We start from the raw sequence: 14,540 nt of genomic DNA, 5'->3' as shown, positions 1-14,540 counted from the left end.
GATTGCCAGTGGCTAGTCCGAAATACGGTCCGCATTGCGGATCAGGAGACAGTTGCAGATGGACGCCATCGTAAAGAACTTTCCGCAGACCACGCCAGAATCCAATCGCCCAAGCCAGAAGGAAGCCGAAGATGCGGTGCGAACGCTGCTCCGCTGGGCCGGCGACGACCCTGCGCGCGAGGGTTTGCTGGATACGCCGGCGCGTGTCGCGAAAGCCTATCGCGAGCTTTTCGCCGGCTATGAGATGGATGCGCAAGAGGTGCTTGGCCGGACCTTCGAAGAGGTCGCGGGCTATGACGACATGGTGCTGGTGAAGGACATTCCGTTCTTCTCGCATTGCGAACACCACATGGTTCCGATCATTGGCAAGGCGCATGTGGCCTACATGCCCGACGGCAAGGTTCTCGGTCTGTCGAAGATCGCGCGCGTGGTTGAAATCTATGGCCGCCGCCTGCAAACGCAGGAAACCATGACCGCCCAGATCGCCCGTTCGATCGACGAAACGCTCGCTCCCCGCGGCGTCGCAGTGATGATCGAGGCCGAACATATGTGCATGGCAATGCGCGGTGTTCAGAAACAGGGCTCGACCACATTGACGACAACCTTCACCGGCACATTTAAAACTGAGCCGGCTGACCAAGCCCGATTTATTTCCATGGTGCGGAGCCGCTGACCGGCTTCATTTCAGAAAGCCGCGATGATGCCATTTGCCTTCAATGCGCCGTCCGAAGACAAGTCCGAGCTCGAGGATGCCGGTGATTTCACGCCGCGGTTCGATGACCGCGGCCTGATCACCGCTATCGTGACGGACGCCCATGACGGCGAGCTGCTCATGGTGGCGCATATGAACGCCAAGGCATTGGCGCTGACCATCCAGACAGGCCAGGCTCACTATTTCAGCCGCTCGCGCGGCAAGCTCTGGCTGAAGGGCGAAACCTCGGGCAACATCCAGACGGTGAAGGAAATCCGCACCGACTGCGACCAGGATGCAATTTGGCTAAAGGTCGAAGTTGCCGGTCACGACGCGACCTGCCACACTGGCCGCCGATCCTGCTTCTATCGGACGGTGAGCCTGGAAGACGGCAAGCCGATGCTTGAGATCGCCGACGACGAGCGCCAGTTCGATCCTCACGAAGTCTACGGAAAACAACCGTAACAACGGCCTACCGTCTCTTTTTGGGTCAGAAGAGGCGGCCATATACCAATTCGAAAGGGTGGCGGCGCACTAATATTTGCCTGCGCGTCGCGCCAGGGGGAGGTTTGCCATGGTGAGCTGGAGTTTGATCCGTCAAGGCTCCGAAGCCGTCGGTTCCGACGCTGGCATCGCCTCGCCCTCCGACATCAAGCTTCCCGCCCCCACACCGAAAAAGCCGAAGCTGGCGCTTGCCCTTGGCGGCGGCGCTGCGCGCGGCTGGGCGCACATCGGCGTACTCCGGGCGCTCGACGAGGCGGGTATCGAGATCGGCATGATCGCGGGAACGTCGATCGGCGCGCTGGTGGGCGGTTGCTATCTGGCGGGCAAGCTCGATGAACTCGAGGGTTTCGCCCGGTCGCTGACCATGCGCCGGATCGCCAGCCTGCTTGATCTGACCATCGGCGGCAGCGGCCTTTTCGGCGGCATGCGGCTGACCAAGCGCATGCAGGAACACTTGGAAGGGCTGAATGTCGAGGATCTCGATCGCCCCTTCGTCGCGGTGTCGGCCGAGGTCAATAGCGGCCACGAGGTCTGGATCGCCAACGGCTCGCTGATCACGGCGCTGAGGGCATCCTACGCCCTGCCCGGCATTTTCGAGCCGGTGCGCAGCAATCACCGGACGCTAGTGGATGGCGCTCTGGTCAATCCCGTCCCCGTCTCGGTCTGCCGCGCCTACGAGCAGCCGCTGGTCGTCGCCGTGAACCTCAACTACGACATCTATGGCCGCTCGGCCGTGGTGCGCCATAGCGCCAGCCTGACGCCGTCCGAGGTGCAGAAGCAGGAGCATGCGCCTTACGCGAAGCTTGGCATGACCGGTGTGATGGTGCAGGCGTTCAATATCATCCAGGATCGCATCGCGCGTGCGCGTCTGGCGGGCGATCCGCCAGATATCTCGCTGCAGCCAAGATTGAGCGATATCGGTCTCTCGGAGTTTCATCGCGCCGGCGAAGCGATCGAGCGCGGCTATCAGGAAGCCACGGCGCGGCTTCCCGAGTTGAGGCGCATGCAGGAGTTGTTCGCCGGCTCCAGCTGAGCAAGCCGGCGCGCCTTCATTCAGCCTGCGATATAGGCCTTGATGTCCTCAGCCTCGCGTTCGACCTCGGCGATACGGGTCTTGACCACGTCACCGATCGAGATGATGCCGGCGAGCTTTCCAGCGGTTTCGACCGGCACATGGCGGAAGCGCCGGCTGGTCATCAGCTCCATCAGCTCGTTGACGGTCGTTGCCTCGTTGCAGCGATAGACCTTCGCCGTCATCACCGATGCCACGGAGCTATCAAGACAGGCAGGGCCGGACTTGGCGATGGCGTGAACCACGTCGCGCTCGGTAAAGATCCCGGCGATCTTGTTTTCCATGCCGACGATGACGATGGCGCCGATCTTCTTCTTGCTTAGAATCGCGGCTGCTTCGGAAACGGTCGTGTTCGGGCCGGCGGTGACGACGTCCCTGCCCTTGGCATCCAGTATGGCTTTGACTGTATTGGACATTTGAACCTCCTATGTCGAAAGTGAGACACTTCAGCTGATCACAGGCATCCGCGGCGGTCTCTCCTCCCAACGCGGATCAGTTCGAATGGTGCACTTCAACGCTCAGGATTGCAATATATCCGCATCCTCTGAAATAGAGGGAAGTTCGGGCGGTGGGCGGTCGAAGAGCGAAAACAGCACGAAGCCGAAGAGAAAGCCGCCGATATGGGCGTCCCAGGCAATCGGCGCGCCGGTGTCACCGATCAGCGGAATGCCGACCGCGATCAGAATATTGCCGACGAACCAGAAGAGCATGAACATGACGACGGTGCGGCTGCGGAAGGTTTCCACGATCGAGAGCCGCGGATTGAGATGGGCGGGAAGCGCGACGCGACGCTCCGACGGGAACGCAAAGCGGCACGCAGCACCCATCAGGGCCGAGACCACGCCGGAGGCACCGATCAGGACCGTGGCCTGCCCCCAATTCAGCACGGCGTGAAGCGCGGCCGACGCGACGGCTGCAAGCACCCAGAAGACCGTATAGCGAACCCAACCGATGCGGCGGGCGACCGGTGCGCCAAAGGCCATCAGCCATAGCCCGTTGAACAGGATATGCTCGATATTTCCATGCAGCAGCGAATAGGTGAGCGGCGTCCAGAACAATTGCGGCCCCTGCTCGGCCAAGGGCGTGATGTAGCGCAGCGGAATGAAGCCGAAATCGAAGAACAGCATGTCGACGCTGCTTTCGGTCAGGAAAATCGCCTGCACGGCATAGATCGCCGCTAGGAGACCGATCGTTGCGACAATGGCGCCTGGAAGATTGAAAATGGGCGTACGCGGCGGCTTGGCGGCGGGCTCGGTCGGCTGGTGCGGCTCGTTCGTATCGTCCATTGCATTCCTCGTTCACTTCGCGTGCACTGGCTTACAGGACGACAGGTCAAAAAAAAAGCCGTCCGGCAATCTACCGAACGGCTTGCTGAGCGTCCCCCGAGAATGACCTCGCGCCCGAGCAATTCATGCTGAACTTCCAATACCGGAAGCAATGAAAAGATACTGGCACGAGAGGCCGTCACAGACAATCGAAACCCTTCCTTAACCTTAACTGCCCGGATCTGGCATGAAATCCGCATGGCATAGGGCAAGGTGGCCATGATGGCCGCCGTTTGAACCGAAATGAAACAGATCGGCAGTCCCATGCGCCTCAACACCACCATCCAGATCTTCGACTACTGGAACAAGCTACGCGGCAGCGAGATCGCTCCCCTGCGGACGCAGGTGGAGCCACGCAATATAAGCCAGCTTCTCTCCAGCCTCTTCATGCTCGAAACGTCCGAGACGAGTCGCGTCACCTTCCGTCTCGCCGGTACGCGTATCTGCGATCTCTTCGGCCACGACCTTGGCGGCAGCTGTTTGTCGGAGCTCTGGGCGCACGGCCATGAGGACATCGAGAAGACGGCCGTCGGCGTCATGGAGCACGGCATCCCGGCGCTGTTGAATGCCACCGGATACAGCACCGCCGGCCATCGCGCCGCCTTCGAGATCATTCTGCTGCCACTGCGCAATGCCGAGGGGGAATGCGACAAGCTGCTCGGCGCAATCGCACCGGCCACGACCGCGAGCTGGCTGGAGGTCGTTCCGCTGCAGTTCCTGGCGCTCGACCGCAGCCGGTTGCTTCACGAGCAGCTCGACCCGGTGGAGAGCACGCAAAGCGGCGCGAACGAGCCCCGTGCGGCGACCAGCGGCAGCCGCTCGATCGCCGATACGGTGCGTCGTCTGATGTCCAGCCTGATGGATGAACCCGTGAAACAGGATGCACCATTTCGGCACTACCGCTGAGCGGTAAATCACCCTCGCCTGAACAACCTTCTGTTAATGGATTGCGAGTAAAGCTTGGCGCCAAGCTATTTGTAAAAGAAGCCCTTTAATGCACGCTTTCCAGCAAGCTCAGACGCAAAAAACTGCGCCTCGCCTTGAACAAGGTGCATTCCAGCGCGTGCCCATCAATATGCAGGGCCGCCTGATGCTGGCAAATTACGAGGAATTCGAGTGCCTGGTCATCGATATGTCGCCCGGCGACATGTATGTGACCTGCCAGGGCCGACCGCGCGTCAACGAACGCGTCGTCGCCTATATCGATCACCTCGGTCGCGTCGAAGGCTATGTCCAGACGATCGATAGCCGCGGCTTCAACATGTCCATCCACGCCACCGAGCGCAAGCGCGAGAAGCTTGCCGCGCAGCTGACGTGGCTTGCCAACAAGCATGAACTCGGGCTGCCTGAAGATCGTCGTCACGATCGTCTGATGCCGCGCGAGACGCAGACGGAAATCACGCTCGAGGACGGCACCCAGTATATGTGCCGGATCATGGACTTGTCGCTCTCGGGCGCCGCTGTCGACGTCGAGGTTCGCCCCGCGATCGGCACAGCGCTGCGTCTCGGCAACATGCGCGGCCGCGTGGTGCGTCACTTCGTCGAAGGCGTCGCGATCGAGTTCCTGTCGCTGCAATCGCGCGACACGCTGCGCGAATTTCTCTGATCGTCGTCATCCCGGCTTCACAAAGCTGATAGATTGAGGCCCTCCAAGGAGGCGCCCGGATGTCGATTCTTTTCCCAGAGATTGAAGCTTACGACTACGGCCTCCTCGATGTCGGGGACGGCCATCTGATCCACTGGGAAAGCTACGGCAATCCTGATGGACGGCCGGCGCTCTATCTGCATGGCGGGCCGGGTTCCGGCTCATCGCCATCAGCGGCACGCTATTTCGACCCATCCGTCTATCGGATCATCCTGTTCGACCAGAGAAATTGCGGCCGCAGCCTTCCCAATGCTGCCGAGATGGGGACGGATCTCTCGACCAACACGATCTGGCACCTGATCGACGACATTGAGAAGCTCCGTTGTCACCTTGGGGTGACGGATTGGGTGCTGTTCGGGACATCCTGGGGATCCACGCTTGCGCTCGCCTATGCGCAGACCCATCCGGCCCGCGTCGCGGCCATGGTGCTCGCCGGCGTGACGACGACAAGGCGATCAGAAATCGAATGGCTGACGCAGGGCATGGCCGCGCTGTTTCCCGAGGAGTGGCATGGGCTCAATGCATCCCTTCCCGGTGACATGAGAGCCAAGGGCGCTCTTGAGAGCTATCGGGAATTGCTCAATGGGCCCGACCTCGACGTGCGTCTCAAGGCGGCGCGGGACTGGCACGATTGGGAGGCAGCGTCCATCCTGCTTGCCAACCCCGACGGCTATCCGCGACGCTGGCGAAATCCGGAATATCTGCTCACTCGTGCCCGGATCATAACCCACTACTTCAGCCATGCGGCGTGGCTCGAGGAAGGTGCGCTGTTGCGGGACGCCGGAGAGCTGGCCTCGATCCCCGGCATTCTCGTTCGGGGACGGCTCGACCTGGAGGCGCCATTGACCACAGCATGGGAATTGGCGCGGGCGTGGCCGGGAAGCGAGCTCATCATCGTCGAAAACGCCACCCATTCGCCCGATCATGACGGCATGGCGCGCGCAATTATCGCCGCGACCGACAGATTTCGCGAAATTTCTCAAAAATAATTTTCGACGCATCACCTCAAAAAGCGGCTCAAAACGCGCCATTTGCGGGCGAATCCGGCCTTCCGGCGGCCGAGAGAGCACCGATTCCCTCGAAGCCACATGATGAACGCAATATTACCGAAATGGCGACCTGACCGCCCGCGTTAATCTTTTGCCTCGAAACGAGCCATCCGATGGCGGCGAGGCTTTTTGAGAAAGATAAAATTTGAAGCAACCTTGGTAAACATTCCCTTCGAATTCCGGTAAAATTCGATGTTGATTTTAGTCGAATTCGACGCGCTTTTGAATCAACTAAGCATTTAATTTTGCTTCTGAATTTTGCGTCGAGTAAAAACACGTCTGGCAATGTCTCCACACAAACGGGGACATACAAAATGACGATAACAAACTTCATCAAGGGCGGCCTCGCCGCTGCCGCGATGCTCATGTCGATGGCAGGCGCCGGACAGGCCGGCTACCAGAGCATGACTGTTCTCGGCAACACCAGCCCGCCGATCGGCGCCTATCAGTTCTGCAAGGAAATTCCTGAGGACTGCAAGAACGCAGCCGGCGACCAGGGCACGATGGTGCTGACCGAAGACAGCTGGAAAACGATCCTGAAGATCAACTACCAGGTCAACTCCGAGATCACGCCGATGACCGACATGGAGATCTACGGCGTCGAGGAACGCTGGGCCTATCCGAAGACTGCAGGCGACTGCGAAGACTACGCGCTTCTGAAGCGCAAGATGCTGATCGAAGCCGGCTTCTCGCCGTCGAACCTCCTGATGACCGTCGTGCTGCAGCCGAATGGCGATGGCCATGCCGTGCTGACCGTGCGCACCGATCGCGGCGACTTCATTCTCGACAACATGCGCAACAAGGTCATGCTCTGGGCCGATACCGAGTACACCTATCTGAAGCGCCAGTCGTCCAGCGATCCAACCCGCTGGGTCAAGCTCCAGGACGGCCGCGCCGTGGCTGTCGGTAGCGTCAAGTAATTCCATCCGCCGGAGCAATCCGGTGGGCAAGCAAGGCGCCTGGTCCCGTCCCCGCATGCACGTCCAGACCGGCGTCTCAAGAGCCGCTCCTGCTGTCCCAGGAGCGGCTCGCTTTTTATGGGCCATCGGCATGAGCCCGACGCCCTCGGTTAACGCTTAATTAACCACACAAGCCCGATCATCACGCCATAGATCAGCGACACCGGCGGCTCACGTTTTTCCTGCGACGGTCAGATACTCGAAAGCCGTCATGCGCCAGGCCATTCAGAGCTCCACAGAGGTTGAGGAATCCCCTCTCCTGTCGACTGGCTTTCTCATCCGCACAACCATTGTCATCGCCCTTCTGGCGGTGCTTACCATTGCTATCAGCCTCGGCGGCCGATGGTTCGGCGCGCGCGTGTCGCTTGCCGGGAATACCGACAGCACCGCGCCGGTAACACTCACGATCGGCCAGGATACGCTTCAGCTCCAGGAAAACACGATCCGCTTCCCCAGCCAGCGGCATAGCGGCACCGCCGAGCGCGCCGACCTCTATCTGGCATGGCCGCAAATGCAGGGTTATTCGAGCGAGAACCGCGATCGCTTCGACGACATCGCCAAGTCCCCGGACCTGATCTTCCTGCAGGTCACGCAGGCGACCATGTCGCGTGACATGTCCGGCCGATTCGAGCCGATCTACTCGCATCTGATCGACCCGACCCCACATCCCTTCGCCAACGGCATGACGCTCCACAAGCTTCGGGCCGATACCGGATATGGCGACGAAGTGCTGCTGACGGCGCCACGCAAGGGTGGTGCCGACTACGTCGTGCGCTGCCTGCTGCCGGCGAGCCCAGAGCTGACGACCAGCGGCGATTGCCAGCGCGATATCAAGGTCGGGCGCGATTTAAGTGTGCTTTACCGCTTCTCCAGCCGTCATTTGGCGGAGTGGGAACATATTGATGCCGCTATTGCCCAATTTGTGGAAACGCGCCTCGTGAACCGTTCCGCTACATCCAGGTAGAATGGTCCGAAACGGTGAAACAAACGATTAATCATAAACGGATTGGTAACCCCGAAGAGCTACCTTCAACGAGGTTGATCGTGCGGGCGAAGCGCGGTCCCGATTCTTCTAAACTGCAAGCCAAGCAAAGAGTGAAATAGTGTCAAGGTCAGCTTCTTCCGCTTCCCCGTCCCGCTCCAGCAATTTCCTGATCAAGGCGATCGTTGCGCTGTCCATGGCAGTCGGTATGGTTGGCTTGGCTTCAAGCGCGGAAGCTGCCAATTCGAAGTATGCCGGCATCGTCGTCGACGCCAATACCGGCAATGTCCTCTACAGCGAAAACGCCGATCGCTTGCAGTATCCGGCTTCGCTGACCAAGATGATGACGCTCTATCTGACGTTCGAAGCGCTCGAACAGGGCCGCATCCGTCTCGATAGCGCCGTTCCCTTCTCCGCTCATGCATCCGGCCAGGCCCCGACCAAGCTCGGCGTTCGCCCGGGCGCCACGATTTCGGTCGAGCAGGCCATTCTCGGCCTCGTCACCCTTTCCGCCAACGACGCGTCTACCGCGCTCGGCGAACTGCTCGGCGGTTCGGAAGACCGTTTCGCGCAGATCATGACTGCGAAGGCGCATGCGCTCGGCATGACGCGCACCACTTACCGCAATGCCAACGGCCTGCCGAACACCGCGCAGATGACCACGGCGCGCGACCAGGCCCGTCTCGGCATCGCGCTGCGCCAGCATTTCCCGCAGTATTACGGCTATTTCTCCACGCAGAGCTTCAAGTTCGGCAACCGCATCATCCGCAGCCATAACCGCCTGGTCGGTTCGGTGCGCGGCGTTGACGGCATCAAGACCGGTTACACCCGCGCTGCCGGCTTCAATCTCGTGAGCTCGGTTCAGGTCGATGGCAAGTCGATCGTTGGCGTCGTTCTCGGTGGTGCTTCCACGCCTGCCCGCGACACCCAGATGCGCAACCTGATTGCGTCGTACCTGCCGAAGGCTTCGACCCGTGGTGGATCCGCGCTGGTCGCCCAGGCGCCGAAGATTTCGTCCGAAACCGTCATTCCGGTAACCGTTGCCAAGCAGGAAGTCGCGGAACTGCCGCCGACGCATCCGCTGCCGGTCAGCCGCACCGAGGTTGCCTCGGCGCAGGTCGCCTATGCCGGCACGTCGTCGTCCAAGTCCGACAATCCGCTTCTGCAGGAAATGCCGCAGCCGACGAAGGTGAAGACGCAGCCGATCAAGCAGGCCGCAGCCGCTCCGGTTCCCACGCCGACCACCGCCTATGTTCCGCCGGAACAGGGTGATACCTCGGTCGACAACGTCACGACCGCATCCACCAAGCAGGCGCAGCCGGAAGGTTGGGTCGTGCAGATCGGCGTCTCGGCCAGCCGCGAAGCAGCCATGGATCTGCTCGATGGCGCGAAGAGCAAGGGCGGCAAGGCACTGCGTTCCGCGAAGCCCTTCGCCGTCGCCTATGCCGGCAGCTATCGCGCACGTTTCGGTGGCTTCGACGACCAGAAGCAAGCCGTCAACGCCTGCAACACGCTGAAGCGTGCCGGCGTGAAGTGCTGGGCCTCCGCCCAGTAATGAAGACAACCGCCGCCTATCACGTTCAGGCGGCGGCCCGGAATTCGGCCTTGATCGGTGTTCGCGACAGGGCCGACCTTCCTAGACCTGATTTGTATTGCGTACGGGGATAATTATGGCGATCAACGAGAATGTTCCGGAATTTCCGGCCGAAGGTCGGTTGACTGGCAAGAATCCGCGCTCGGTTCTGCATCCGCTTCACGAAGCGGCGATGCGTCTTGCCGAGATTGGCATGCCGCGACCGAAGGCGAAGACAGCCAAGACCAAGGACCTGATCAATCTGCTCTTGTCGCATGGCGCGCGTGCCTGGCGCTACTCGCAGCCCGAAGCGAATATCCATCTTCACGTCACCAACCCGGAAGGCCGGGCGCCTGTGACGATGCGGCTCCGCTGAGCCGAAACGAACGGGTCTTTCTCTGACGTGATGCGTTTCGTCAGAGAAGGCCGAGTTCGGAGAGCTCGCGGCGCAGGTCTGCGGGCATCTCAGCAACGCCCTCGCCGAGCGTATCGAGATCGCGCGGGCGATCTTCCTCTGGATAATAGCGCCAGCCCTGGAAAGCACGCTTCGGCTGTACTGCCGTTTCGATGACCTCGGGGCCGAGCACCAGATGGCAGCGGCCAATACCCTCGCCATCGGTAAAGCTCTGGATATCGAGCAGCTTCTGCCGCGCCTGAACCTGCCCCTTGATCACCCAATACAGTGAGCCACCGTCGAGCAGCTCGTCGATCTTCTTCGGGACCATTCGGGTCGTGTGGACGGAGTGTGGTTCCATGCCGGCTGCGATCGCCCTCAAGGAGCGTTCGGCCACCCATTCGCGCAAGTCGTCGATCGAGTCGGCGCCGACGCAGAGTTTGATAAGATGCAATGCCATACCGCCGTTCAAATCCTTTTGCGCGGCAGCGTCAAGCGGCTTGAACGCGCCGGCGGCCCATAGCCGCCGGTTTTCCAATCACAGTGTGATACGCCGTCCAGACCGCGATAGCCGGCCCGGCCTATCAACACTCCACGACGTTGACCGCGAGGCCGCCGGTCGAGGTTTCCTTGTACTTCTCGCTCATGTCGTAGCCGGTCTGGCGCATGGTCTCGATGCAGGCGTCGAGCGGAACGAAGTGGCGACCGTCGCCCTTGATCGCGAGCGACGCGGCGGTCACGGCCTTCACGGCGCCAAGTGCGTTGCGCTCGATGCAGGGAACCTGGACGAGACCGGCGACGGGATCGCAGCTCATGCCGAGATGGTGTTCCAGTGCAATTTCCGCTGCGTTCTCGATCTGCTCCGGCGTGCCGCCCATGACGGCCGCGAGACCGGCAGCCGCCATGGCCGCCGCCGAGCCGACTTCGCCCTGACAGCCGACTTCGGCGCCGGAGATCGACGCGTTGTGCTTGATGATGCCGCCGACGGCTGCTGCCGTCAGCAGGTAGTCTCGGATGCCGTTCTGATCCCAATCGTCGTGAAAGTGTTCGTAATAGCGGATCGTCGCCGGGATGACGCCGGCGGCGCCATTGGTCGGCGCGGTCACCACGCGGCCGCCGGCCGCGTTCTCCTCGTTGACGGCCATGGCATAGACACTCAGCCAGTCGTTGGCGAGCAGCGGATTGATGCGGTTGCTGCGCCACTCTTCCTGCAGCTTGTCATGGATCGAGCGTGCGCGGCGGCGGACATTGAGACCACCCGGCATGATGCCATCGACCTTGAGGCCGCGCTCGATGCAGGAGCGCATCGCTTCCCAGATCCGGTCGAGGCCCTCGTCGAGCTCCTCGCGGCTGCACCGGCTTTCCTCGTTGGCGCGCTTCATCTGCGCGATCGAAATGCCGGAGCGTGCCGCCATCTCGAGCATCTGCTTGGCGGTGGAGAAGGGATACGGCACCTTGACGCCATCCGACGGCATCTTCTTCTTGGCGCGCATGGTTTCCAGTTCCGTATCGGTGACGACGAAGCCACCGCCAACGGAATAGTAGATGCGGCGCACGAGCATCCGGCCGTCCTTGTCGAAGGCGGAGAAGGACATGCCGTTGGCATGGCCCGGTAGCGGCTGCTTCTTGTCGAATACCAGATCGGTCTTCGGCTGGAACTGATAGGCGGGATGCCCTGGCGGGGTGATGCGGCCGGCGCGCTCGACCTTGTCGATAATGCCGTCCATCTGATCGGGATCGACGCTGTCAGGCTGCTCGCCCATCAGGCCGAGGATGACGGCCCTGCCCGTCCCGTGGCCGATACCGGTGTGGGCGAGCGAGCCGTGCAGGCTGACCTTGATTGCCGCGACATTGGCACCCGAAGACGGGCGCGGCCATTCATCCGACAGAATCAGATCGAGAAAGCGGTTCGCCGCCGTCATCGGCCCCATCGTGTGGGAACTGGAAGGGCCGACGCCGATCTTGAATACGTCGAAAACAGAAAGGAACATGGGTGCGTCCTGTTGAGAATTTACTTAATCAAGCTACGCCAGCGCGGCCTGCGATCCGTTCGGTCCACCGACATAGCATTTCACGCGTGCGACATCATCCTGTGAAAGGTTCCATGTCCGCCCGTTGTTGCGGTCAGCGCTTCTATCTATAGAGTGGGCGCGTGGAGAGGGACTGAATCAATATAATGATGACGACACCAGATTACATCGCCCTGTGCTTCTTCGCGCTCATGTGGTTCGGTTACGCGCGACTATTGCGCAGCGCCAGTCTCTTCGGCCGCACCAGTCTCACGCATGCGATGATCGAGCGTAGACGCGAGTGGATCTACAATTCGCTGCGCCGCGACCTGAAGATGATCGATACGCAGATCATGGCCGGCCTGCAGAACGGCACGGCCTTCTTCGCCTCCACCTCGATCTTCGAGGTCGGCAGCTGCTTCGCGCTACTCGGCGCGACGGAGAAGGTCGATGCGGTGTTCGCCGATCTGCCGCTGGTTCTCCATAGCGGCCACGCGGTGTTCGAGATGAAGGTCGGTGGACTGGCGGCGCTGTTCGGCTATGCCTTCTTCAAGTTCGGCTGGTCCTATCGCCTGTTCAACTACTGCACGATCCTGTTCGGCGGTATCCCGATGATGCGCGACACGGAAAACGACGTTCTGGCGGCTGAACGGGCCGCCGAGCGCGTCATCCGCATGAACATCATCGCCGGCGGTCATTTCAACGAGGGGCTCAGGGCTATCTTCCTGTCGATCGGCTATCTCGGCTGGTTCATCAACCCCTATGTCTTCATGCTGACGACCACCATCGTCATCGTCGTCCTGACGCGGCGGCAGTTCTTCTCGGAGGCACGGCTGGCGATCATGGATCGCGAGCCGTCATCAAATCTCCACCTTTCTCCTATTCCCCGCAGCAATCCGTCAGCCGACGGAAACGACTCATCTGGGGGATTGTGAATGACTGTTCCGGCGACGGAGACCGTAGCGGCGCAAAAGCCGCCGCGCATCGGCTTGCTCGACACGCTGCGTGGCGCGGCGCTGATCGCTATGGCGACCTATCACTTCACCTGGGATATGGAGTTCGTCGGCTATCTTGCGCCGGGCACGGCCGAGACCGGCTGGCTGAAGCTCTATGCCCGCGCCATCGCCTCGACCTTCCTGTTCATCGTCGGCGTCAGCCTCGTGCTCGCCAATACGCCGGAGACGCGCTGGGCTTCGTTCCGGAAGCGGTTCGCGATGATCGCCGCCGCGTCGGTGGCCATCTCCGTGGCGACCTATTTCTTCATGCCGGGAGAATGGATCTTCTTCGGGATCCTGCACTGCATCGCCGTGCTGAGCGTGGTGGGCGTGCTGCTGTTGCGATTGCCCCTGCCCGCGATCGTCGCCGTCACCATCGTCGCGGTCGCCGGATGGATCGCTGATACGTGGGTATCGCCGGGTATCCTGCGCTCGCCTTTCTTCGATCCGCGCTACCTCGCCTGGATCGGCTTCGCCGAGATGCCGCAGCGCTCCAACGACTATGTTCCGCTGTTTCCGTGGATGGTGCCGTTTCTGCTTGGGCTGACGAGTGCTGCGATCGCGCTCAGAACGGGGCTTCCAGCCAATCTCGCCAGCTTAGGAACCGGATCGAGCCTGCTTGCGCGGCTGGGCCGGCACAGCCTTGCTTTTTACCTCATCCACCAGCCGGTACTGATCTCGATTGCGTTCGCGCTCGCTTACATCGTGCCGCCGGCAAAGCCCGATCCCGTGCAGACCTATCTGCAGCAATGCAACACGTCCTGCAGCCTGCAGGAAGGCGAAGCGTTGTGCCGTAGCTTCTGCCAGTGCACGCTCGATAAACTGCAGGAGCAGAAGCTGTTCACGCCGTTTCAATCCGGCGAGGTCAAGGCCGATGATGGTCGCATCCTCAGCCTTGCCAGCGAATGCAGCGCTGCGCCCCAATAAGGGGCGCTCGGGCTGATCAGGTGCCGACGCCGATTTCGGCGAGGCGGCCGAGGCAGGATTCTTCGATATTGTCGAGTTCGGCCAGAGTGTCGTCGATATCCTTGCGCTTCTGGCGCAGGTCCTCGCGCTTTTCGTCGACGCGCTTCATCAACAGCTTCAACTGGCCGAGCTCGCCCGGCGGCTCCTTGTAGACCTGAATGATTTCGCGAATTTCGGCGATGGTGAAGCCTATGCGGCGACCGCGCAGGATCTCCTGGATCAGGCGCCGGTCGGTCGGGCGAAACAGCCGCGTACGGCCACGACGCTCCGGGTGAATGAGGCCTTCGTCTTCATAAAATCGCAGTGTGCGCGTCGAAACTCCGAATTCGCGCGTCAACTCCGTGATGCTGTAATATTTGCTAACCGGCATGGATCC

17 protein-coding genes are annotated in these 14,540 nt (G+C 61.1%); 12 read left to right on the top strand and 5 right to left on the bottom strand.

Annotated features, from left to right (window positions below; all coding sequences use genetic code 11):
* Positions 1–58: 58 nt before the first annotated feature.
* The 3 genes from folE (at position 59) to ACODTZ_RS11640 (ending at position 2,228) form a co-directional block, all read left to right on the top strand.
* Positions 59–673: a GTP cyclohydrolase I FolE gene (folE, locus tag ACODTZ_RS11650; protein ID WP_047510394.1), complete on the top strand. Its 615-nt coding sequence runs from the start codon at positions 59–61 to the stop codon at positions 671–673.
* A 24-nt stretch (positions 674–697) separates the two neighbouring features.
* On the top strand, positions 698–1,156 hold the full coding sequence (gene hisI / locus ACODTZ_RS11645; RefSeq protein ID WP_111561464.1) for a phosphoribosyl-AMP cyclohydrolase: 459 nt from the start codon (positions 698–700) through the stop codon (positions 1,154–1,156).
* 109 nt (positions 1,157–1,265) lie between these two features.
* Complete coding sequence (locus ACODTZ_RS11640) at positions 1,266–2,228, top strand: patatin-like phospholipase family protein (RefSeq protein ID WP_112945625.1); 963 nt, start codon at positions 1,266–1,268, stop codon at positions 2,226–2,228.
* Positions 2,229–2,248: 20 nt separating this feature from the next.
* Here the strand turns inward: ACODTZ_RS11640 and ACODTZ_RS11635 are convergent, their stop codons facing one another.
* Together ACODTZ_RS11635 and ACODTZ_RS11630 are read right to left on the bottom strand one after the other, a co-directional pair.
* A complete protein-coding gene (locus tag ACODTZ_RS11635) occupies positions 2,249–2,683 on the bottom strand; it encodes a CBS domain-containing protein (protein ID WP_047510387.1) in 435 nt (144 codons plus the stop codon).
* Positions 2,684–2,785: 102 nt separating this feature from the next.
* Complete coding sequence (locus tag ACODTZ_RS11630; protein ID WP_489025857.1) at positions 2,786–3,553, bottom strand: rhomboid family intramembrane serine protease; 768 nt, start codon at positions 3,551–3,553, stop codon at positions 2,786–2,788.
* Positions 3,554–3,856: 303 nt separating this feature from the next.
* Between ACODTZ_RS11630 and ACODTZ_RS11625 the strand changes: the two genes are divergently transcribed.
* From ACODTZ_RS11625 to ACODTZ_RS11595, 7 genes are all read left to right on the top strand, one after another.
* Entirely contained in the window at positions 3,857–4,498 is a 642-nt protein-coding gene (locus ACODTZ_RS11625) for a PAS domain-containing protein (RefSeq protein ID WP_489026214.1), read from the top strand.
* Positions 4,499–4,586: 88 nt separating this feature from the next.
* On the top strand, positions 4,587–5,198 hold the full coding sequence (locus ACODTZ_RS11620) for a PilZ domain-containing protein (protein WP_026283270.1): 612 nt from the start codon (positions 4,587–4,589) through the stop codon (positions 5,196–5,198).
* Positions 5,199–5,257: 59 nt separating this feature from the next.
* Entirely contained in the window at positions 5,258–6,226 is a 969-nt protein-coding gene (gene pip / locus ACODTZ_RS11615; protein ID WP_489025854.1) for a prolyl aminopeptidase, read from the top strand.
* A 374-nt stretch (positions 6,227–6,600) separates the two neighbouring features.
* Positions 6,601–7,206: a transglutaminase-like cysteine peptidase gene (locus tag ACODTZ_RS11610; protein WP_489025853.1), complete on the top strand. Its 606-nt coding sequence runs from the start codon at positions 6,601–6,603 to the stop codon at positions 7,204–7,206.
* Between the two features lie 250 nt (positions 7,207–7,456).
* Positions 7,457–8,209 (top strand): hypothetical protein, encoded by a 753-nt coding sequence (locus ACODTZ_RS11605; RefSeq protein ID WP_489025852.1) that lies wholly within the window; start codon positions 7,457–7,459, stop codon positions 8,207–8,209.
* Between the two features lie 139 nt (positions 8,210–8,348).
* Positions 8,349–9,782 carry a serine hydrolase gene (locus tag ACODTZ_RS11600; RefSeq protein ID WP_489025850.1) on the top strand — a complete coding sequence of 478 codons (1,434 nt, stop codon included), beginning with the start codon at positions 8,349–8,351 and terminating at the stop codon, positions 9,780–9,782.
* 115 nt (positions 9,783–9,897) lie between these two features.
* Entirely contained in the window at positions 9,898–10,176 is a 279-nt protein-coding gene (locus ACODTZ_RS11595) for a hypothetical protein (protein ID WP_047510376.1), read from the top strand.
* Positions 10,177–10,216: 40 nt separating this feature from the next.
* Here the strand turns inward: ACODTZ_RS11595 and ACODTZ_RS11590 are convergent, their stop codons facing one another.
* Positions 10,217–10,654, bottom strand: a complete 438-nt coding sequence (locus ACODTZ_RS11590; RefSeq protein ID WP_489025848.1) for a DUF1489 family protein — start codon at positions 10,652–10,654, stop codon at positions 10,217–10,219.
* Between the two features lie 124 nt (positions 10,655–10,778).
* Positions 10,779–12,185, bottom strand: a complete 1,407-nt coding sequence (locus tag ACODTZ_RS11585) for an L-serine ammonia-lyase (protein ID WP_489025847.1) — start codon at positions 12,183–12,185, stop codon at positions 10,779–10,781.
* A 188-nt stretch (positions 12,186–12,373) separates the two neighbouring features.
* Here ACODTZ_RS11585 and ACODTZ_RS11580 point away from each other — a divergent pair, with 188 nt between their 5' ends.
* A complete protein-coding gene (locus ACODTZ_RS11580; protein WP_489026212.1) occupies positions 12,374–13,138 on the top strand; it encodes a DUF599 domain-containing protein in 765 nt (254 codons plus the stop codon).
* On the top strand, positions 13,139–14,125 hold the full coding sequence (locus ACODTZ_RS11575) for a heparan-alpha-glucosaminide N-acetyltransferase (RefSeq protein WP_489025845.1): 987 nt from the start codon (positions 13,139–13,141) through the stop codon (positions 14,123–14,125).
* 16 nt (positions 14,126–14,141) lie between these two features.
* Here the strand turns inward: ACODTZ_RS11575 and ACODTZ_RS11570 are convergent, their stop codons facing one another.
* Positions 14,142–14,534, bottom strand: a complete 393-nt coding sequence (locus ACODTZ_RS11570) for a MerR family transcriptional regulator (protein ID WP_018899930.1) — start codon at positions 14,532–14,534, stop codon at positions 14,142–14,144.
* Between the last annotated feature and the right edge of the window lie 6 nt (positions 14,535–14,540).

It is taken from the genome of Rhizobium sp. FG113 (assembly GCF_057809895.1).
The sequence above is the reverse complement of the archived record's forward strand: the minus strand, read 5'-3'. Positions and strand labels throughout refer to the sequence as shown.

What these genes read in the sequence shown, in the direction of transcription:
- folE (WP_047510394.1), top strand. Translation starts at nt 59, where the DNA reads ATGGACGCCATCGTAAAGAACTTTCCGCAGACCACGCCAGAATCCAAT.
- hisI (WP_111561464.1), top strand. Translation starts at nt 698, where the DNA reads ATGATGCCATTTGCCTTCAATGCGCCGTCCGAAGACAAGTCCGAGCTC.
- ACODTZ_RS11640 (WP_112945625.1), top strand. Translation starts at nt 1,266, where the DNA reads ATGGTGAGCTGGAGTTTGATCCGTCAAGGCTCCGAAGCCGTCGGTTCC.
- ACODTZ_RS11635 (WP_047510387.1), bottom strand. Translation starts at nt 2,683, where the DNA reads ATGTCCAATACAGTCAAAGCCATACTGGATGCCAAGGGCAGGGACGTC.
- ACODTZ_RS11630 (WP_489025857.1), bottom strand. Translation starts at nt 3,553, where the DNA reads ATGGACGATACGAACGAGCCGCACCAGCCGACCGAGCCCGCCGCCAAG.
- ACODTZ_RS11625 (WP_489026214.1), top strand. Translation starts at nt 3,857, where the DNA reads ATGCGCCTCAACACCACCATCCAGATCTTCGACTACTGGAACAAGCTA.
- ACODTZ_RS11620 (WP_026283270.1), top strand. Translation starts at nt 4,587, where the DNA reads ATGCACGCTTTCCAGCAAGCTCAGACGCAAAAAACTGCGCCTCGCCTT.
- pip (WP_489025854.1), top strand. Translation starts at nt 5,258, where the DNA reads ATGTCGATTCTTTTCCCAGAGATTGAAGCTTACGACTACGGCCTCCTC.
- ACODTZ_RS11610 (WP_489025853.1), top strand. Translation starts at nt 6,601, where the DNA reads ATGACGATAACAAACTTCATCAAGGGCGGCCTCGCCGCTGCCGCGATG.
- ACODTZ_RS11605 (WP_489025852.1), top strand. Translation starts at nt 7,457, where the DNA reads ATGCGCCAGGCCATTCAGAGCTCCACAGAGGTTGAGGAATCCCCTCTC.
- ACODTZ_RS11595 (WP_047510376.1), top strand. Translation starts at nt 9,898, where the DNA reads ATGGCGATCAACGAGAATGTTCCGGAATTTCCGGCCGAAGGTCGGTTG.
- ACODTZ_RS11590 (WP_489025848.1), bottom strand. Translation starts at nt 10,654, where the DNA reads ATGGCATTGCATCTTATCAAACTCTGCGTCGGCGCCGACTCGATCGAC.
- ACODTZ_RS11585 (WP_489025847.1), bottom strand. Translation starts at nt 12,185, where the DNA reads ATGTTCCTTTCTGTTTTCGACGTATTCAAGATCGGCGTCGGCCCTTCC.
- ACODTZ_RS11580 (WP_489026212.1), top strand. Translation starts at nt 12,374, where the DNA reads ATGACGACACCAGATTACATCGCCCTGTGCTTCTTCGCGCTCATGTGG.
- ACODTZ_RS11575 (WP_489025845.1), top strand. Translation starts at nt 13,139, where the DNA reads ATGACTGTTCCGGCGACGGAGACCGTAGCGGCGCAAAAGCCGCCGCGC.
- ACODTZ_RS11570 (WP_018899930.1), bottom strand. Translation starts at nt 14,534, where the DNA reads ATGCCGGTTAGCAAATATTACAGCATCACGGAGTTGACGCGCGAATTC.